We start from the raw sequence: 15,097 nt of genomic DNA, 5'->3' as shown, positions 1-15,097 counted from the left end.
TCACAGAAGAGCCCTAAGATGCGAGCGATCCCAGTCAGAGGAGTCAGCGTGCGATACGTGGTCATCGGTGGGGGAATTGTCGGGCTGGCCACCGCGCACCGGCTGGTGCTGGACCGGCCCGACGCGCGGGTCACCGTCGTGGAGAAGGAGAGCGCCTGGGGCGCGCACCAGACCGGGCACAACTCGGGGGTGATCCACGCCGGGGTGTACTACAAGCCGGGCAGCCTCAAGGCCACCCTGTGCAAGGCCGGCGCCGCATCGATGGTCGAGTTCTGTGCGGAGCACGGGATCGCCCACAAGGTCACCGGCAAGCTCATCGTCGCCACCGACGCGGGGGAGCTGCCGCGGCTGCACGCGCTGTTCGAGCGGGCCCAGGCCAACGGGCTGCCGGTGCGGATGGTGAGCCAGGGCGAGGCGCGGGAGTACGAGCCGGAGGTCGCCTGCGTCGAGGGCATCCACGTCGCCTCGACCGGCATCGCCGACTACAAGGCCGTGTGCGTGAAGCTCGCCGAGATCGCCGAGAAGGCGGGCGCGACGCTGCGGCTCAACACCGCCGTCGTGGGCATCAGGGCGAGCGAGCGCGAGGTGGTGGTGCGCACCACCACCGGCGACATCGTCGCCGACGTGCTCGTGAACTGCGCCGGCCTGCACGCCGACCGGGTCGCCCGGATGGCCGGGATCCGCCCGCCGGCCCGGATCATCCCGTTCCGCGGCGAGTACTACGAGCTGCGCGCCGATCGGCGTCACCTGGTCAACGGCCTCATCTACCCGGTGCCGGACCCGCAGTTCCCGTTCCTGGGCGTACACCTGACGAAAATGGTCGACGGGAGCGTCCACGCCGGCCCGAACGCGGTCCTGGCGATGGCCCGGGAGGGCTACACGTGGGGGAAGATCCGCCCCCGCGACGTGGCCGACGCCGCCACCTACGGCGGCCTGTGGCACCTGGCGCGCAAGCATCTGCGGTACGGCCTCACGGAGGTCCGCCGCTCCCTGTCGAAGCGCCGCTTCGCGCAGAGCCTGGCCCGCCTGGTGCCAGCGGTGACCGCCGAGGACCTGGTGCCGGCCGAGGCGGGCGTGCGGGCCCAGGCGATCACGCCGGCCGGCGACCTCGTCGACGACTTCCTCATCGTGGCCGAGGGCCGCCAGGTCCACGTGCTCAACGCGCCGTCGCCGGCCGCCACCAGCTCGCTGGAGATCGCCAAGTACATCACCGCGCGGCTTCCGGTATAGGGTGCCCGCTGTGCGCCGGGTCCTCCTCGCCCTCCTCGCCCTCGCCGCCGGCCTCGTCGCGGGCTGCGACAACGCCGGTGCCAACCCGTCCGCGCCGGCCACGACCGCCAAGGCGGCCGACGCCGGCGGCGCCTGCCAGCTGCTGGACTTCGGCATGGTCAACGCGAAGCTGGGCCTCAACCTGAGCGTCGCCGCCGGCGCGCAGCAGGACAACACGTTCAGCTGCGTGCTGCAGGCGGCCCACGCCAGCTACCCGGACCTGGTGCTGTCGGTGAGCACCACGACCATCGGCGCGGACGTCTTCGGCACGATGATCCAGCCGAAGGACGCGACCGCGGTCCAGGGCCTGGGCGTCACCGGGTACCAGATGCAGACCCCGCCCACGGACAAGGCCGGCCCCGGCGTCGAGGTCGGCTGGCTGGCCGGCAACAAGCGCATCATCGAGCTGTCCCTGCGCCTGGCGCCCGGCACCCCGGACGAGAAGGCCGGCGAGGCGATGCCGAAGCTCGTCGAGCTGGCGAAGCTGATCGACCTCAGCAGCCTGTGACGCCGGCCCGGCTGCGCGCCCTGGCGAAGAGCCGCTCGGGATCGCCGAAGTAGCGCCAGGGCCAGACGGTGGGCCGGTCGCCGCCCCGCAGCAGGTGCGGCCGCGCCCGCCCGTCGTCGCCGCCCTGGTGGTAGAGCGCCGCGAACGCCTGGTGCGCCGCCATCGCCCAGGGATGCGCGTCGTCGCCGGCGAGCAGCCGGTCGGCGGCCGCGTCGGTCTCGCGCCGCACGTCGGGATCCCCGAGGTACCGCCACGCCCGCCACGCCCGCCCGACGACGTTGCCGCGCAGCAGCCCGTCGACGCACCCTTCGATGTGCGCGAGGGCGATGAGCGCGTGCAGCGGATGCCCGTCGGGCCGCCCGGCCGCGCGGGTGCGGGCAAAGGCGAGCACCCGGTCGGGCGTGCCGTACCACCGCCGGGTGTGCCCGACGAGATGCCGCGCGTGCGCGAGATAGAGGTCGGGCACGAGCACGCAGGCCCGCTTGAACGCGTCGGCCGGCTCGGTCACGTGCAGCGGCGCCCCGATCACGACCCCGGCGAGCTCGCTCCACGCCACGGCGTCGTCCCGGTCGAACGCCGCGGCCTGCCGCAGCGCGGTCCGCGCCTCGGCGACGAGCGCCTGCTGCGCCTGGATCCGCCGGTCGAGGCGCCGGCCGGACCCGCGGCCTTCGCGAACCTCCCAGGCCGCGGCCGCGAGGGCGGCCCCGAGCAGCAGCCACCGCTCGCCCCGGTAGGCCTGCGCGGCGGCGAGACCCCGCAGCAGCTCCAGCCGGGCCACCCCGGCGCCGCCGAGCACGCTGACGACCTGCTCCCGCCGATGTACATCGGAGCCGGTCGAGGCGATCAGCTCGAGCGCCGCGGTGGCATCCCCGTCGTCCTCGAGCGCCACGAGCGCCTTGCCGAGCTCCTCGTCCTCAAACGCCACCGCCTCAACCTAGGAAGCGTCACTCGGCCCGCTCGTCGTATCGCGCCCGCGCATCCGCAATCTCACCCCGATGCCGCTGCGCCCACCCCACGAGCGCCACGAGCGCGGCCTGCAGCTCGGCCGCCATGGGCGTGAGCGAGTACTCGACGCGGGGCGGCATGGTCGGGAAGACCGTGCGCACGATAAGCCCGTCCCGCTCCAGGTTGCGCAGGGTCAGGGTCAGCATCCGCCGGCTGATCCCCGGAATGCTCCGCTCCAGGGCGGTGAACCGAACGGGCCCGGAGGAAGCGGCGATCAAGATGCTGACGCTCCATTTGGAGCCGACTCGATCAACCACTTCCTCGACGGAACAGCCCGACGGCGCACAGGGGGGAGGATCGTCAGGCCAGAGAGCGGACATTCCCCCACCTGCTTACGCCGCCGCGACGAACACCCGCGAAGCGACCTCGCGCGGCAGCCGAATCCGCTCACCGGCGCGGTCGATGCTGACCCCGTCGCGCTCCTGCGCCACCGTCACCGTCGCCCCCGGGTCGATCCCGGCCGTGTGCAGCTGCCGCAGCACGTCCGCGTCCGTCTGCACCGACTCGCAGATCCGGCTCACCACGACGGACCCCGCCAGCCCCGGGAACGCCAGATTCCGCTCCGGGTCCGGCGCCTCGTCCGCCGTGCCGCTGCCCGGCAGCGCGTCCAGGCCCGGGATCGGGTTGCCGTAGGGCGAGCGGGTCGGCCGCCCGAGCAGCTCGTAGACCCGCTGCTCGACGGCGTCGCTCATGACGTGCTCCCAGCGGCACGCCTCCTCGTGGGCCTGCTCGTAGGGCAGCCCGATGACGTTGACGAGGAGCAGCTCGGCGAGGCGGTGCTTGCGCATGACGGCGACCGCGTGCTCGCGGCCCTGGTCGGTCAGCGCCAGGTGGCGGTCGCCCTCGACGATGAGCAGGCCGTCGCGCTCCATGCGGGCGACGGTCTGGCTGACGGTGGGGCCGCTCTGGTGCAGGCGCTCGGCGATGCGGGCGCGCTTGGGCACCACACCCTCTTCTTCGAGCTCGAGGATGGTCTTGAGGTACATCTCAGTCGTGTCAACCAGGTCGTTCACTGCCTTGCCCTCCCGGTACGCGATGCTACCCGCTGCGTACGACAAGATTGGAGCGTGACAACCAACCGGGCGATCTTGAACGTTGCCGTGCTCGCCGAGCTGGTGCGGTCCGTCCAACCGCCGACTGTTCTCGATGTGCGCTGGACCCTCGCGAAGGACGGCCGGGTCGCCTACGCGGCCGGCCACCTGCCTGGCGCGGTCTTCGCCGACCTCGACGAAGACCTCTGTGGACAGCCCGGCGCCGGTGGGCGCCATCCGCTGCCCGATCCCGCCGCGCTGGAGGCCGCGCTGCGGAGACTGGGGGTCCGCGCCGGTCAACCGGTGGTGGTGTACGACGCAGGCGGCGTCAATCCTACCGGTTCCGCCGCGCGGGCCTGGTGGACGCTGCGGTGGGCGGGCATCGAAGACGTCCGCGTCCTCGACGGGGGCTTCGCGGCCTGGGTCGCCGCCGGCCAACCCGTGACGACCGACACGCCGGAGCCGGCCCCGGGCGACGTCACGGTCCGCCCGGGCGGGATGCCGGTGTGGACCGAGGCCGAGGCGGCCGACCCGGGCAATGTGCTCCTCGACGCCCGGATCCCCCAGCGGTACCGCGGGGAGACCGAGCCGGTCGATCCCGTCGCCGGCCACATCCCCGGCGCGCGCAACCTCCCCGCCGCCGAGACCGTCGACGAGTTCGGGCTGCTCCGCCCGCTCGACGTCGCCGGCGAGCGCGTCGGGGCCTACTGCGGCTCCGGCGTCACCGCGTCGCAGCTGGTGCTCGCGCTGTATGAGCAGGGGGTGCCGGCCGCCCTGTACGTGGGATCGTGGAGCCACTGGATCACGGATCCCGGCCGTACCGTTGCGAAGGGCGAATCCGCATGAGCACCTTGGTGGTGTGGGACGAGCGGCTCCTGGCGTACGACATGGGCGATCATCCCCTCGACCCCGTCCGCGTCGAGCTGACCATGGCCCTGGCCCGGGAGCTGGGCGTGCTGGACCGCCCCGGCGTCGTGGTCGAGCCCGTGGAGGCGGCGACCGACGCGATGCTCGCCACCGTCCACGACCCGGACTACATCGCGGTGGTGAAGGCGGCCTCGACGGGCCGCCGCGTGTCGATCATGGGCCTCGGTACGTCGGACAATCCCACGTTCGAGGGCATGCACGAGGCGAGCGCCCTGATCGCCGGCGCGACCCGGCGGGCGGCCGAGGCGGTGTGGCGGGGCGAGGCCGAGCGCGCGGTCAGCATCTCCGGCGGCCTGCACCACGCGATGCCGGCCCGGGCGTCGGGCTTCTGCGTGTACAACGACCCGGCCGTCGCCATCAAGCGCGTCCTCGAGCTGGGCGCCGAGCGCGTCGCGTACGTCGACATCGACGTCCACCACGGCGACGGCGTCCAGGAGGTCTTCTACGACGACCCGCGGGTGCTCACGATCAGCCTGCACGAGTCGCCGCGCACCCTGTTCCCCGGCACCGGCTTCCCCGACGAGACCGGCGGCCCCGCCGCGCCCGGCTCGGCGGTCAACGTCGCCCTGCCGCCCGGCACCACCGACGAGCTGTGGCTGCGCGCCTTCCACGCCGTGGTCCCGGGCATCCTGCGCGCCTTCCAGCCGCAGCTGCTCTTCACGCAGTGCGGCGCCGACACGTACCACCACGACCCCCTGGCCAACCTGCGCCTCACGGTCGACGGCCAGCGCGCGGCGTACCTCGCCCTGCGCGACCTCGCGCAGGAGACCGCCGGCGGCAAGTGGGTCGCCAGCGGCGGCGGCGGATATGCGCTGGTCGAATGCGTCCCCCGGGCCTGGACCCACCTGCTGGCCGTGCTCACCGGCGACCCGCTCGACCCGGCCTCGCCGACGCCGCCGGCCTGGCAGGAGCTGGCCCGGGCCCGCCGCCCGCGCCACCAGGTCCCGGCGACGATGACCGACGGCGGCTCGACCACCTGGACCCCGTGGGTGCCGGGCGACACGCCGTCCCAGGTCGACCGCGCGATCATGGCCACCCGCAACGCGGTCTTCCCGTCCTTCGGCCTCGACCCGCACGACCCCCGCGACTGACGCCCTCAGAGCCGGTCGACCGCCGCCGCCACGTCGCGCCCGGCCAGGTCCAGGCCGGCCAGCGCCCTGACGTCGCGCAGGCAGATCGCGCAGGTGCCCGCCCGCATGAAGTACAGCACCAGCCCCTCGCGGTGCTCGCCGCAGCCGGCGGTCGCGAGCGCGGTTCGAATCAGGTTCTCGTGAAGTGGCCTAGCCACGGACCGCTGCCTCGAGCCGCGTCAGGCGCTGCTTGATCCGGTCGAGCTCGGCGAGCATCTCGGTCTCCGCGGCCGAGGAGGTGCCGTACGGAGCCGGGGCCGCGACGTCGTGCGCGCCGCGCAGCGTGTCGAGCTCGTCGTGCAGGGCGATCAGCGTCTGGGCGACCACGTCGAGAAACTGGTCGACCTCGTCCTCGTCGTACCCGCGCTTGCCGAACGGCGCCTTGGCGAACCGCAGGGCCTGCACATCCGCCGGGGTCAGCATCATGCCAGACACGGTAACCCAAACGGGTGGGAAACTATGCGAGTGAACGACCGCGCCGCCGACGTGCTGCTCTCGGACGGGACCACCGTCCACTTGCGACCGATCCGGCCCGACGATGCCGATCGGATCGTCGCGCTGCACTCCCGGTTCTCCGATCGGACGCGGTATCTGCGGTACTTCTCGGCGTACCCCCGGATCCCCCAGCGCGACCTGGACCGCTTCGTCAACGTCGACCACCACGACCGCGAGGCGTTCGTGATCGAGCACGCCGGCGAGCTGATCGCCGTCGGCCGCTTCGACCGCCTCGGCGCCGGCTCCCACCAGGCCGAGGTCGCCTTCGTCGTCGAGGACGCCCACCAGGGCCGGGGCATCGGCTCGGTGCTCATCGAGCACCTGGTCGCCGCGGCGAGCCAGGAGGGCATCACCGAGTTCGAGGCCGACGTGCTGCCCGAGAACCGGGCGATGCTGCGCGTGTTCATGGCCGCCGGCTTCCACATCGAGCGCCAGTTCGCCGACGGGGTCGTGCACCTGTGGTTCCCGATCGCCGCCACCCCCGACTCGATGCGCGTGCAGCGCGACCGGGAGCAGCGCGCGGAGGCCCGCTCGATCGGCCGGCTGCTCAACCCGCGCGGCGTCGCGGTCTACGGCGCCCGCTCGGGCGGCTCCGGCATCGGCGCCGCGCTCCTGTCCCACCTCAAGGCGGCCGGCTTCGCCGGCAATCTGGTCCCGGTCCACCCGTCCGCCCGGGTCGTGGGCGGCCTGCCCGCCGTGACGTCGCTCAGCGGTACCGCGGGAATCGACCTCGCCGTCGTCGCCGTCCCCGCCGACGCGGTGCCCGCCGTCGTCGCCGACTGCGCCGCGGCCGGCGTCCACGGCCTGGTCGTCGTTTCGGCCGGCTTCGCCGAGTCCGGGCCGGCCGGCGCCGAGGCCCAGGCGGCGCTGCTGCGGGCCGTGCGCGACCACGGCATGCGCCTCGTCGGCCCCAACTGCCTCGGCGTGGCCAACACGGACCCGGGCGTGCGGCTCAACGCCACCCTCGCCCCGCTGCTGCCCCGGGCCGGGCGGGTCGGGTTCTTCAGCCAGTCCGCGGCGCTGGGCACGGCGCTGCTGGCCGAGGCCGACCGGCGGGGCCTCGGGCTGTCGTCGTTCGTGTCGGCCGGCAACCGCGCCGACGTGTCCGGCAACGACGCGCTGCAGTACTGGCGCGAGGACCCGCACACCGACGCCGTCCTGCTGTACCTGGAGACGTTCGGCAACCCGCGCAAGTTCGCCCGGATCGCCCGCGAGCTGGCCCGCCGCAAGCCGGTCGCCGCGGTCGCGAGCCCGGTCCGCCCGCCGGCCCTCGACGCCGTCACGGTGGGGCCGGACGCCCGCGGGGTGGCCGCGCTCTTCGCCAGCTCCGGCGTCATCCGCGTCGACACCGTCGGCGAGCTGTTCGACGTAGGCCTGCTCATCGCCGGCCGCCCGCTGCCGGCCGGCGACCGCGTCGCCGTGGTCACCAACGCCGCCGCCCTCGGCGTGCTCGCCGTGGCCAAGTCCCCGGCGGCCGGCCTGCGCGTCGCCGACGGCTACCCCCTGGACCTGGGCCCGGCCGTGTCGGACGTGGACTTCGTGCGGGCCGTGCACGCCGCCCTCGACGACGAGCGCGCCGACATCGTCCTGGCCGCCTACGCGCCCGCCCTCGCCGAGGACGACAAGCTCGGCGTCGCCGAGCTGCTGCGGGTGTCCACGGCCGGCGCGCCGCGCCCGGTCGCCGTCGTCGCCCCGGCCGACCCGTCGTTCACGGTCGCGCCCGGCTACGGCGACGCCGACCCGCCCGCCCTGCCGATGTTCCCGGCGATCGAGGAGGCGGTGCGCGCCCTTGGCCGCGTCGCCCGCTACGCCGCGTGGCGCCGCGAGCCGGTCGGGGCGCTGCCGTCGCTGCCCGGCGTCGACACCGCCCGCGGGACCGAGGTCGCCGCCCGCCTGGCCGAGCGCGGTGCCCGCGACCGCGGCGAGGCCGACGAGCTGCTGGCCGCCTACGGCATCCCGGTCGTCCCGTCGCGCTGGGCGGCGGGGGAGCGGGTCGCCGCGGTGGCCGCCGAGCTGGGGTACCCGGTCGCGCTCAAGGTCGCCACGAGGCCGTGGCGGCACCGCATCGACCTGGGCGCCGTCCGCCTGAGCCTCGGCTCGGCGGCGGCCGTCGAGGAGGCGTACCGCGAGCTCGAGCGCCTGTTCGGCCTGGGCGTCGAGGTCGTCGTCCAGCCGATGGTCGCCCCCGGCGTGGCCTGCGTGGTCGAGGTCGTCGACGACCCCGCGTTCGGCCCGGTCGTCGGCTTCGGCCTGGGCGGCGAGGCGGCCGACCTGCTCGGCGACCGCGCCTGGCGCCCGGTCCCGCTCACCGACCGCGACGCCGCCGCGCTGGTCCGCGCCCCGCGCGCCGCCCCGCTGCTGACCGGCTACCGCGGCGCCGCCCCGGTCGACCTCGACGCCCTCGCCGACCTGCTGCTGCGGGTGGGCCGGCTCGTCGACGAGCAGCCGTCGCTGTCCGCGCTGACGCTCAACCCGGTGCTGGCCCGCCCGTCCGGCCTGGCGGTGCTGCACGCGAGCGCCGAGCTGGCCACGCACCAGCCGCGCCCCGACAGCGGGCCCCGCCGGCTCTGAGCGGGCCGCCCCGGCCCGGCGCTCACGCGGTCCGGGCGAGTCTGGTGAACGACAGGGCGTACATCGTGCTGAGCACCCAGCCCAGCAGCGTCGCCAGGTTGAGCCACCACTCGGCGAGGCGGCCCAGCGGCGCGTGCGGGTTCGGGTACCAGGTGGAGCGCTGGCCGAGCGAGATCAGCGGGACGACGGTGTCCACGGCGTACAGGACCGGGTCGAAGCAGCGGACCTGACCGTCGCCGCACGGGTCGGCCCGGGGCGCCTGGGCCGACCGCGCAGCGTCCGGGCCCGCCGGGCCGGTGTCGCCGCCGTCGACGGTCACGACGCGCCCGTCGACGGCGTAGGCGTTGCCCCGCGGGTCGGTGGCCCGCAGCGTGTCGCGGATGCCCGGCACGTACAGCGACGCCGACACGGCGACGAGCAGCGCCAGCAGCAGCCACGCGGTGCGGCCCGGGCGGTAGCCGTAGCCGACCAGCAGCCCGTACAGCGCGCTCAGCGCCGCGCGCGGGTGCCACCGGCGGCGGGGAGCGGCGCGGCGCTCCCGGTGGCGGCGCTCGATCAGGATCGCCTCGGCGTCCGAGGTGTACCCGTGCTGGCGGAACACCCGCGCCAGCTGCTCGTAGGGCCCGGCGTCGTACTCGGCCTGCCGGCTCAGCCACCGCAGCCGGGCGGCCCGGTCCCAGCGCAGGTCCCCGAAGCGCTCGTAGGTCATCCCGGACACGACGAACCGCTCCGGCCACTCGTCCGGGTCGTCGTCGAGCACGCTCGTGGTCAGGTTGCGGAAGTCGACGCTGGGCTCGAGGTGGGCCCAGCGCAGCCGCGTGTAGCCCCGCACGGTGAGCCCGACCGCCTGCACCGCGTGCCCGCCCGGGTTGTCGTCGCCGCGCCCCGGGCAGGTGAACCGCCCGCCGCGCAGGCTCAGCCGGCCCTCGATCGCGCACCGGTTCAGCGCGACGAAGCCGGTCGAGGAGAAGTCGTCCACGAGCCGGACCGAGCCGCGCACGACCGCCTGCTGCAGGTCGAGCGTGCGCCCTGCCGGGTTGTCGAGGACCGCGCCGTCGGCGTCGAGCGAGCCGTCGATCGTCGCCCCGACCGCCGACACCAGCGCGTGCCCCGGCCGCGGCGCGCGCAGCCGCACGTCCCGGATGACGACGTCGCCGCGGGCGCGGGCGCCGGCCAGCCGCACCGTGCCCGCGACGGCGACGCGGGCCGCAGCGTGACGTGCGAGCGGACCTCGGCGCCCCGCAGGTCGAGGGCGATGCGCCCGGGCGCGTCGATCGCGCAGTCGCCGCCGATCGTCACGGTGGTGAGGTCGCCGTACGACAGGTCGATCCCGCCCCGGAACCGGCACCCGCCCTCGATGTTCAGCGCGCCACCGACCGTCAGCCGCGGCGCGGTGAGCGCCGGCTCCCCGCCGGGCCCGTGCAGCACCGCGCCGCGGATGACCATCCGCCCGGCCACCGCGAGGTTGCCGCCGACGAACCGGCCCTCCAGCCGGGTCTCGACGGCGCTGTCGGCGGGATGCCCGGCGAGGAACAGGCTGCCGGCGATCGTCGCCTCGCCCAGGTCCACCGCGACGGCGGGCCGCTCGTCCGGCCAGGCGCGCCCGCCGGCGATGCGCGCGCCGCCGAGGTCCAGCGAGCCGCCGATCCGGGCGCCCGGCAGCCGGACGTCGCCGCCGGCCGCGAACCCGTTCGCCAGGCGGGCGTTGCCGCCCACCCGGATCCGGTCGGCGTGCAGCGCCCGGGCGCCGCCGGCGTCGATGGCGGTGCCGAGCAGCAGCAGCCGCCGGCCCACGTCGGCGTCGCGCAGCCACACCGCGGCCGGCACGCGGCCGCCGCCCCGGTGCGCGCCGGCGATCCGCGAGCCGGACAGGTCGAGGTCGCCGGCGACCCGCAGGCCGTCGGCCAGCAGCCCCGGCAGGCGGGGCGAGCCGGTGATGGCCAGCCCGCGCACGGAGGCGCCGGTCAGGTCCGGCGCCTCGTCGAACGTGCAGCCGGTGAAGGCGAGGGGGAACGCGGCGTCGACGCCCGCCAGGTCCAGCCGGCCGCGCACGTGCACGCCGTGCAGCCGCAGGCCCCTCGGGTCGATCGGGCGGGTGGCGTCGAGGCAGCAGTCCCGCAGTACACCCGCGTCGAGGATTCCGCCGCGCAGCTCCCGCCCGTCGCGGCACGCCGCCAGCAGGGCCCGCCGCCGTAAACCGAACGCCACCGGCCGAATTGTAGGACGTCGATGCTCAGGCTGTGCCCAGGCCCTGTCCGGCCGATCTGCGGTGTGCCCGGGCACGCGAAAGGGCCGCCCCCGAGGGGGCGGCCCTTTTCGAAAGCTCAGCTCGCGTACGCCTCCAGGCGCTTGGCCCGCGACGGGTGGCGCAGCTTCAGCAGCGTGACCTTCTCGATCTGGCGGATGCGCTCGCGCGACAGGCCGAACTCGCGGCCGACCTCGTCGAGCGTGCGCTGGCGGCCGTCGTCGAGGCCGAAGCGCAGCCGGATCACGGCCTGCTCGCGCTGGGAGAGCGTCGAGAGCACGATCTCCACCTCGGAGCGCAGCATGCCCTGGGAGACGCTGTCGCCCGGCTCCTCGCGCGGGTCGATGCGGGCCACGAAGTCGCCGAGGGCGCTCTCGCCGTCCTCGCCGACCGCCTGGTCGAGGCTGACCGGCTCGCGGTCGTAGGAGATCAGCTCGATGACCTGGTACTCCTCGATGCCCAGCGCCGCGGCGATCTCGGCGACGACGGGCTCGCGGCCCAGGGTCGCCGACAGGTCGCGCCGGACCCGGACCATGCGGTTGACCTGCTCGACCATGTGCACCGGGATGCGGATGGTGCGGGCCTGGTCGGCCATGGCGCGGGTGATGGCCTGGCGGATCCACCAGGTGGCGTAGGTGGAGAACTTGTAGCCCTTGGTGTAGTCGAACTTCTCGACGGCGCGGATGAGGCCGAGGTTGCCCTCCTGGATGAGGTCCAGGAACGCCATGCCGCGGCCGGTGTACCGCTTGGCGATGCTCACGACCAGGCGCAGGTTCGCCTCGAGCAGGTGGGCCTTGGCGGCGCGCCCCTCGCGGACCACGACCTCGTAGGTGTTCATCCAGGCCGGGTGGACCATGCCGGTGGAGAGCTTCTCCTCCGCGTACAGGCCGGCCTCGATCTTCTTGGAGAGGTCGACCTCCTGCTCGGCGGTCAGCAGCTTGGTGCGGCCGATCGTGTTGAGGTATGCGCGAACCAGATCCGCTGAGACGCCCGTGTTGTCGAGCGGTTGCTCCTGCTCGTGCTGTTCGTCGGCCTCAACGTCGATGGCGTTGAACTCCGTGGTGTCACTCAGCGGCTGGGCCACTTCGCTCGCCTCCCGTGTGGATTGACAAGTGGCGCGATCATTCCTGCGAGAAGTAGCTTCGCTGAGCGGGCGTGAAGTGGCGGTGAGGCGGCGTAGCCGTGGCACGAAACCGTGAGTCTCAGATCTCCAGCAACACCGTCCGCGGTCCGACGTTCACGCTTTCGACGAGCATGTGGGTGCGAAATCGCCCGGTTTCCACGGTTGCGCCCCGGTCTCGCAGGGCCGCGCAGAACGCCTCGATGAGGGGCTCGGCGGCCTCGGGGCGGGCCGCGGCGATCCAGGTCGGGCGCCGGCCCTTGCGCGCGTCGCCGTACAGGGTGAACTGCGAGACGACGAGCAGTGGCGCGCCGGTGTCGGCCGCCGATTTCTCGTCGTCGAGGATCCGCAGCTCGTGCACCTTCCGGGCCAGCGTTCCCGAAATTTCGGAGGTGTCCGAATGGGTCACCCCGACCAGCACCAGCAGCCCGTCAGTGATCGAGCCGACCACCGAACCGTCGACCGTGACGCTCGCCCGGCTGACGGTCTGGACTAGGGCTCGCACGGCAGCAGGATCCCCCGCTCGATGAGATGCGACACCAGCGGGACCGCGACGTCGGCGAGGACCTCGGGGGGTACACCATGGGCGGCCGCCAGGAGGTCGACCTGGGCCTGCAGGGTGACCGAGCCGTCGCACGCGCCGATGAGGGCCAGGGCGACCGGGTCGACCTCCTCGACCCACCGCAGGCCGTCGGGCAGGACCAGCAGCTGCCGCTCGACCTCCCAGCCCTCGGCGCCGAGCCCGGCCTCCTGGCGCAGGCGCAGCCCGGGGGCGGCGGTCAGGCGGCTGGCGAGCAGGTCGGCGCGGCGCAGGAAGTCCTGCCGGTCGAACCAGTCGCCGATCAGCGGGCCGAGATCGCCGTCGACGCCCTGGCGGAGGTCCTCGATGCGCACGGTCGGGTCGTCGTGGCCGGCGGCGCGCAGCGTGATCAGGCCGAAGCCGACGGCGTCGACCTTCTGGGCGTCGAACCAGTCCAGCCACGCCGCGGCCAGCGCGGGCTGGTGGGCCGGGTCCTCGGAGGCGTCGGCGAGCCACAGGTTGACGTACGCGAGCGGGTCCGACACCTCGCGCTGGATCACCCAGGCGTCCAGGCCGGTGCCGGCGAGCCAGTCGTTGACCCGGTCGCGCCAGTCCTCGCCGGCCACGTGCAGCCAGTTGGCCAGGAACTGCATGTGCCCCCCGTCGGCGAGCAGCCCGGGCGCGGCGGCGACGAGCTCGGCGCAGACGGCGTCGCCGGGGCGGCCCGAGTCGCGGTACGTGTGCGCGGTGGTGCCGGGCCCGGCCACGAACGGCGGGTTGCTCACGACGAGGTCGAAGCGGCGACCGGCGACCGGCGCGGCCATGTCGCCGCGCAGCAGCTCCCAGTCCAGGCCGTTGAGCGCGGCGGTGGTGGCGGCGAAGCGCAGCGCGCGGGGGAGCACGTCGGTGGCGGTCACCCGCTGCGCGTGGGTGGACAGGTGCAGGGCCTGGACGCCGCAGCCGGTGCCGAGGTCGAGCGCGGTCGCGACCGGGCGGCGCAGGGCGGCGGCGGCCAGGGTGGTCGAGGCGCCGCCGATGCCGAGCACGTGGTCGCCGGGCAGCGGCCGCCCGGGGCGCATGCCGGCCGACAGGTCGGCGACGACCCACCAGTCGCCGTACGGCTCGAGCTCGATCGCCGCCCGCAGCCCGTCGCCGTCGGGCTCCACCAGCGCCGCCGCCGACTCGAGCGGCAGCGGGGCGAGCGCGGCGGCGACCCGCTCGACCGGCTCCGTCTGCCCGCAGACGAAGAGCCGGATCAGCGTGGCGAGCCGCCCGCCGGAGTCCTCGGTGACGCGCAGCGCGGCGCGGAAGTCGTTGCGCGCGGCGGCCGCCGCGGCGTCCTCGCCGAGGTGGTTCCTGATGCCTTCCGAGGTGTACTGCGCGGAGGCGAGCGCCTCGCGAAGCTGTTGCAGTGCGGCGGGTTCCAGCAGAGCGTCCACACCGACATCCTGGTACTTCAGCGTTGGTCGATGCCTATGCAGGCCACGACCCGGGACGCGTCCGCCGTCAGAAACAGCTGGAAGTGGGTCGGCGGATTCTCGATCTTCGCCTCGCCGACCCGCAGCGGCCGGTCCCCGGAGGTCTCCAGCTCGGCGATCGCCTCGGCGCTGCCCAGCATCGGGTTGCCGATCTTGGCCATGTGCTGCGCGCGGCGCGAGTAGCTGCGGGCGAGCTGGTCGGCGGGCAGCGTGTGATCCCACACCACATACTCCGCGCCGGCGCGAATCGCCGCGCGGCACGCCTCGAAGGCCGCTCCGGGCTCCTCGCCGAGGAGCCGGAGCAGTGCTTCACGCTCCATGCTCAATATGACCATAAAGCGGGACGATTGTGCCAGGGGTCAGGCGCAGTTCTTGAGCTGCTTGCGGACGTCGGCCGGCGCCTGCTCGCACTTGAGGCCGACGAAGGCCCACCGCTGCTGCGCGTTGTCGAACTGGAAGAGGATCACCGCGCGGTCGCCCTCGGTGCGGGCGACGGCCCAGCCCTGGGCGCAGCTGACGTCGGTGAGTCCCTTGCCGAGCTGCACGGCGGCCGCCGCCTCGGCGTTGGCGGTCAGGGCCTTCTCGAGCGCGGGCGCGTCGACCGGGCAGCCCGTCTGCGGGCTCACGCCCGGCTTGAGCGGCGCCGGCCCGGTCTGGGGCGGGAGGGACTGCTGGTCGGCCGTCGGCGCGGCGGGGGCGGCGGCCGGCGGCGCGGATGCATCGCCGGAGCAGGCCGCAAGGGTGGCGGCCGCTCCGGCGACGACGGCGAGGAGTGTGTATCGCACCCCTCGAATCTAC

At 74.5% G+C, this 15,097-nt stretch carries 17 protein-coding genes; 5 read left to right on the top strand and 12 right to left on the bottom strand.

All coding sequences use genetic code 11. The features are described from left to right. Positions 1 to 48 precede the first annotated feature (48 nt). Positions 49 to 1,230: an L-2-hydroxyglutarate oxidase gene (lhgO, locus tag ACQEVU_RS41695; RefSeq protein WP_433333760.1), complete on the top strand. Its 1,182-nt coding sequence runs from the start codon at positions 49 to 51 to the stop codon at positions 1,228 to 1,230. Positions 1,231 to 1,240: 10 nt separating this feature from the next. Beyond that, the gene (locus ACQEVU_RS41690; protein WP_433333758.1) at positions 1,241 to 1,777 is read left to right on the top strand and encodes a hypothetical protein; all 537 of its coding nucleotides are present in this window, start codon (positions 1,241 to 1,243) and stop codon (positions 1,775 to 1,777) included. Here ACQEVU_RS41690 and ACQEVU_RS41685 read toward each other — a convergent pair. Genes ACQEVU_RS41685 through ACQEVU_RS41675 form a run of 3 tightly spaced genes read right to left on the bottom strand, consistent with a single transcriptional unit; the run spans position 1,764 to position 3,795 of the window. Further along, a complete protein-coding gene (locus ACQEVU_RS41685) occupies positions 1,764 to 2,702 on the bottom strand; it encodes a hypothetical protein (protein WP_433333756.1) in 939 nt (312 codons plus the stop codon). The two genes, ACQEVU_RS41690 and ACQEVU_RS41685, sit on opposite strands and share 14 nt — an antisense overlap. 19 nt (positions 2,703 to 2,721) lie before the next feature. After that, positions 2,722 to 3,102, bottom strand: a complete 381-nt coding sequence (locus tag ACQEVU_RS41680; protein ID WP_433333754.1) for a winged helix-turn-helix transcriptional regulator — start codon at positions 3,100 to 3,102, stop codon at positions 2,722 to 2,724. 12 nt (positions 3,103 to 3,114) lie between these two features. After that, on the bottom strand, positions 3,115 to 3,795 hold the full coding sequence (locus ACQEVU_RS41675; protein ID WP_433333752.1) for a metal-dependent transcriptional regulator: 681 nt from the start codon (positions 3,793 to 3,795) through the stop codon (positions 3,115 to 3,117). A gap of 54 nt (positions 3,796 to 3,849) precedes the next feature. Between ACQEVU_RS41675 and ACQEVU_RS41670 the strand changes: the two genes are divergently transcribed. Together ACQEVU_RS41670 and ACQEVU_RS41665 are read left to right on the top strand one after the other, a co-directional pair. Next, on the top strand, positions 3,850 to 4,659 hold the full coding sequence (locus ACQEVU_RS41670; RefSeq protein WP_433333750.1) for a sulfurtransferase: 810 nt from the start codon (positions 3,850 to 3,852) through the stop codon (positions 4,657 to 4,659). Beyond that, on the top strand, positions 4,650 to 5,831 hold the full coding sequence (locus tag ACQEVU_RS41665; protein WP_433335288.1) for an acetoin utilization protein AcuC: 1,182 nt from the start codon (positions 4,650 to 4,652) through the stop codon (positions 5,829 to 5,831). Before ACQEVU_RS41670 ends, ACQEVU_RS41665 begins: the two co-directional genes overlap by 10 nt. Positions 5,832 to 5,836: 5 nt before the next feature. On the opposite strand, the gene ACQEVU_RS41660 is transcribed toward ACQEVU_RS41665, so the two are convergent. Both ACQEVU_RS41660 and ACQEVU_RS41655 read right to left on the bottom strand, forming a co-directional pair. Next, positions 5,837 to 6,028 carry a hypothetical protein gene (locus tag ACQEVU_RS41660; RefSeq protein ID WP_433333748.1) on the bottom strand — a complete coding sequence of 64 codons (192 nt, stop codon included), beginning with the start codon at positions 6,026 to 6,028 and terminating at the stop codon, positions 5,837 to 5,839. Then, the gene (locus ACQEVU_RS41655) at positions 6,021 to 6,296 is read right to left on the bottom strand and encodes a DivIVA domain-containing protein (protein ID WP_433333746.1); all 276 of its coding nucleotides are present in this window, start codon (positions 6,294 to 6,296) and stop codon (positions 6,021 to 6,023) included. Before ACQEVU_RS41655 ends, ACQEVU_RS41660 begins: the two co-directional genes overlap by 8 nt. Before the next feature lie 33 nt (positions 6,297 to 6,329). Between ACQEVU_RS41655 and ACQEVU_RS41650 the strand changes: the two genes are divergently transcribed. Then, entirely contained in the window at positions 6,330 to 8,936 is a 2,607-nt protein-coding gene (locus tag ACQEVU_RS41650) for a GNAT family N-acetyltransferase (protein ID WP_433333744.1), read from the top strand. A gap of 22 nt (positions 8,937 to 8,958) precedes the next feature. Here ACQEVU_RS41650 and ACQEVU_RS41645 read toward each other — a convergent pair whose 3' ends face one another. From ACQEVU_RS41645 to ACQEVU_RS41615, 7 genes are all read right to left on the bottom strand, one after another. Next, positions 8,959 to 9,936, bottom strand: a complete 978-nt coding sequence (locus ACQEVU_RS41645) for a hypothetical protein (protein ID WP_433333742.1) — start codon at positions 9,934 to 9,936, stop codon at positions 8,959 to 8,961. Continuing rightward, positions 9,879 to 11,144, bottom strand: coding sequence for a hypothetical protein (locus ACQEVU_RS41640; protein WP_433333740.1), 1,266 nt, complete (start codon positions 11,142 to 11,144; stop codon positions 9,879 to 9,881). Before ACQEVU_RS41640 ends, ACQEVU_RS41645 begins: the two co-directional genes overlap by 58 nt. 116 nt (positions 11,145 to 11,260) lie before the next feature. Next, positions 11,261 to 12,226, bottom strand: a complete 966-nt coding sequence (gene sigB / locus ACQEVU_RS41635) for an RNA polymerase sigma factor SigB (RefSeq protein ID WP_433335286.1) — start codon at positions 12,224 to 12,226, stop codon at positions 11,261 to 11,263. Between the two features lie 157 nt (positions 12,227 to 12,383). Further along, the gene (dtd, locus tag ACQEVU_RS41630; RefSeq protein WP_433333738.1) at positions 12,384 to 12,806 is read right to left on the bottom strand and encodes a D-aminoacyl-tRNA deacylase; all 423 of its coding nucleotides are present in this window, start codon (positions 12,804 to 12,806) and stop codon (positions 12,384 to 12,386) included. Further along, positions 12,794 to 14,260 (bottom strand): DUF7059 domain-containing protein, encoded by a 1,467-nt coding sequence (locus ACQEVU_RS41625; protein ID WP_433333736.1) that lies wholly within the window; start codon positions 14,258 to 14,260, stop codon positions 12,794 to 12,796. The genes dtd and ACQEVU_RS41625 overlap by 13 nt, the downstream gene beginning before the upstream one ends. Before the next feature lie 17 nt (positions 14,261 to 14,277). Then, the gene (locus tag ACQEVU_RS41620; protein ID WP_433333734.1) at positions 14,278 to 14,619 is read right to left on the bottom strand and encodes a hypothetical protein; all 342 of its coding nucleotides are present in this window, start codon (positions 14,617 to 14,619) and stop codon (positions 14,278 to 14,280) included. A gap of 39 nt (positions 14,620 to 14,658) precedes the next feature. After that, complete coding sequence (locus tag ACQEVU_RS41615) at positions 14,659 to 15,084, bottom strand: hypothetical protein (RefSeq protein WP_433333732.1); 426 nt, start codon at positions 15,082 to 15,084, stop codon at positions 14,659 to 14,661. Positions 15,085 to 15,097 lie beyond the last annotated feature (13 nt).

Origin of the sequence: Dactylosporangium sp. CA-139066, from assembly GCF_050936175.1 — a bacterium.
In the GTDB taxonomy this organism is placed as follows: Bacteria; Actinomycetota; Actinomycetes; order Mycobacteriales; family Micromonosporaceae; genus Dactylosporangium.
The sequence above is the reverse complement of the archived record's forward strand: the minus strand, read 5'-3'. Positions and strand labels throughout refer to the sequence as shown.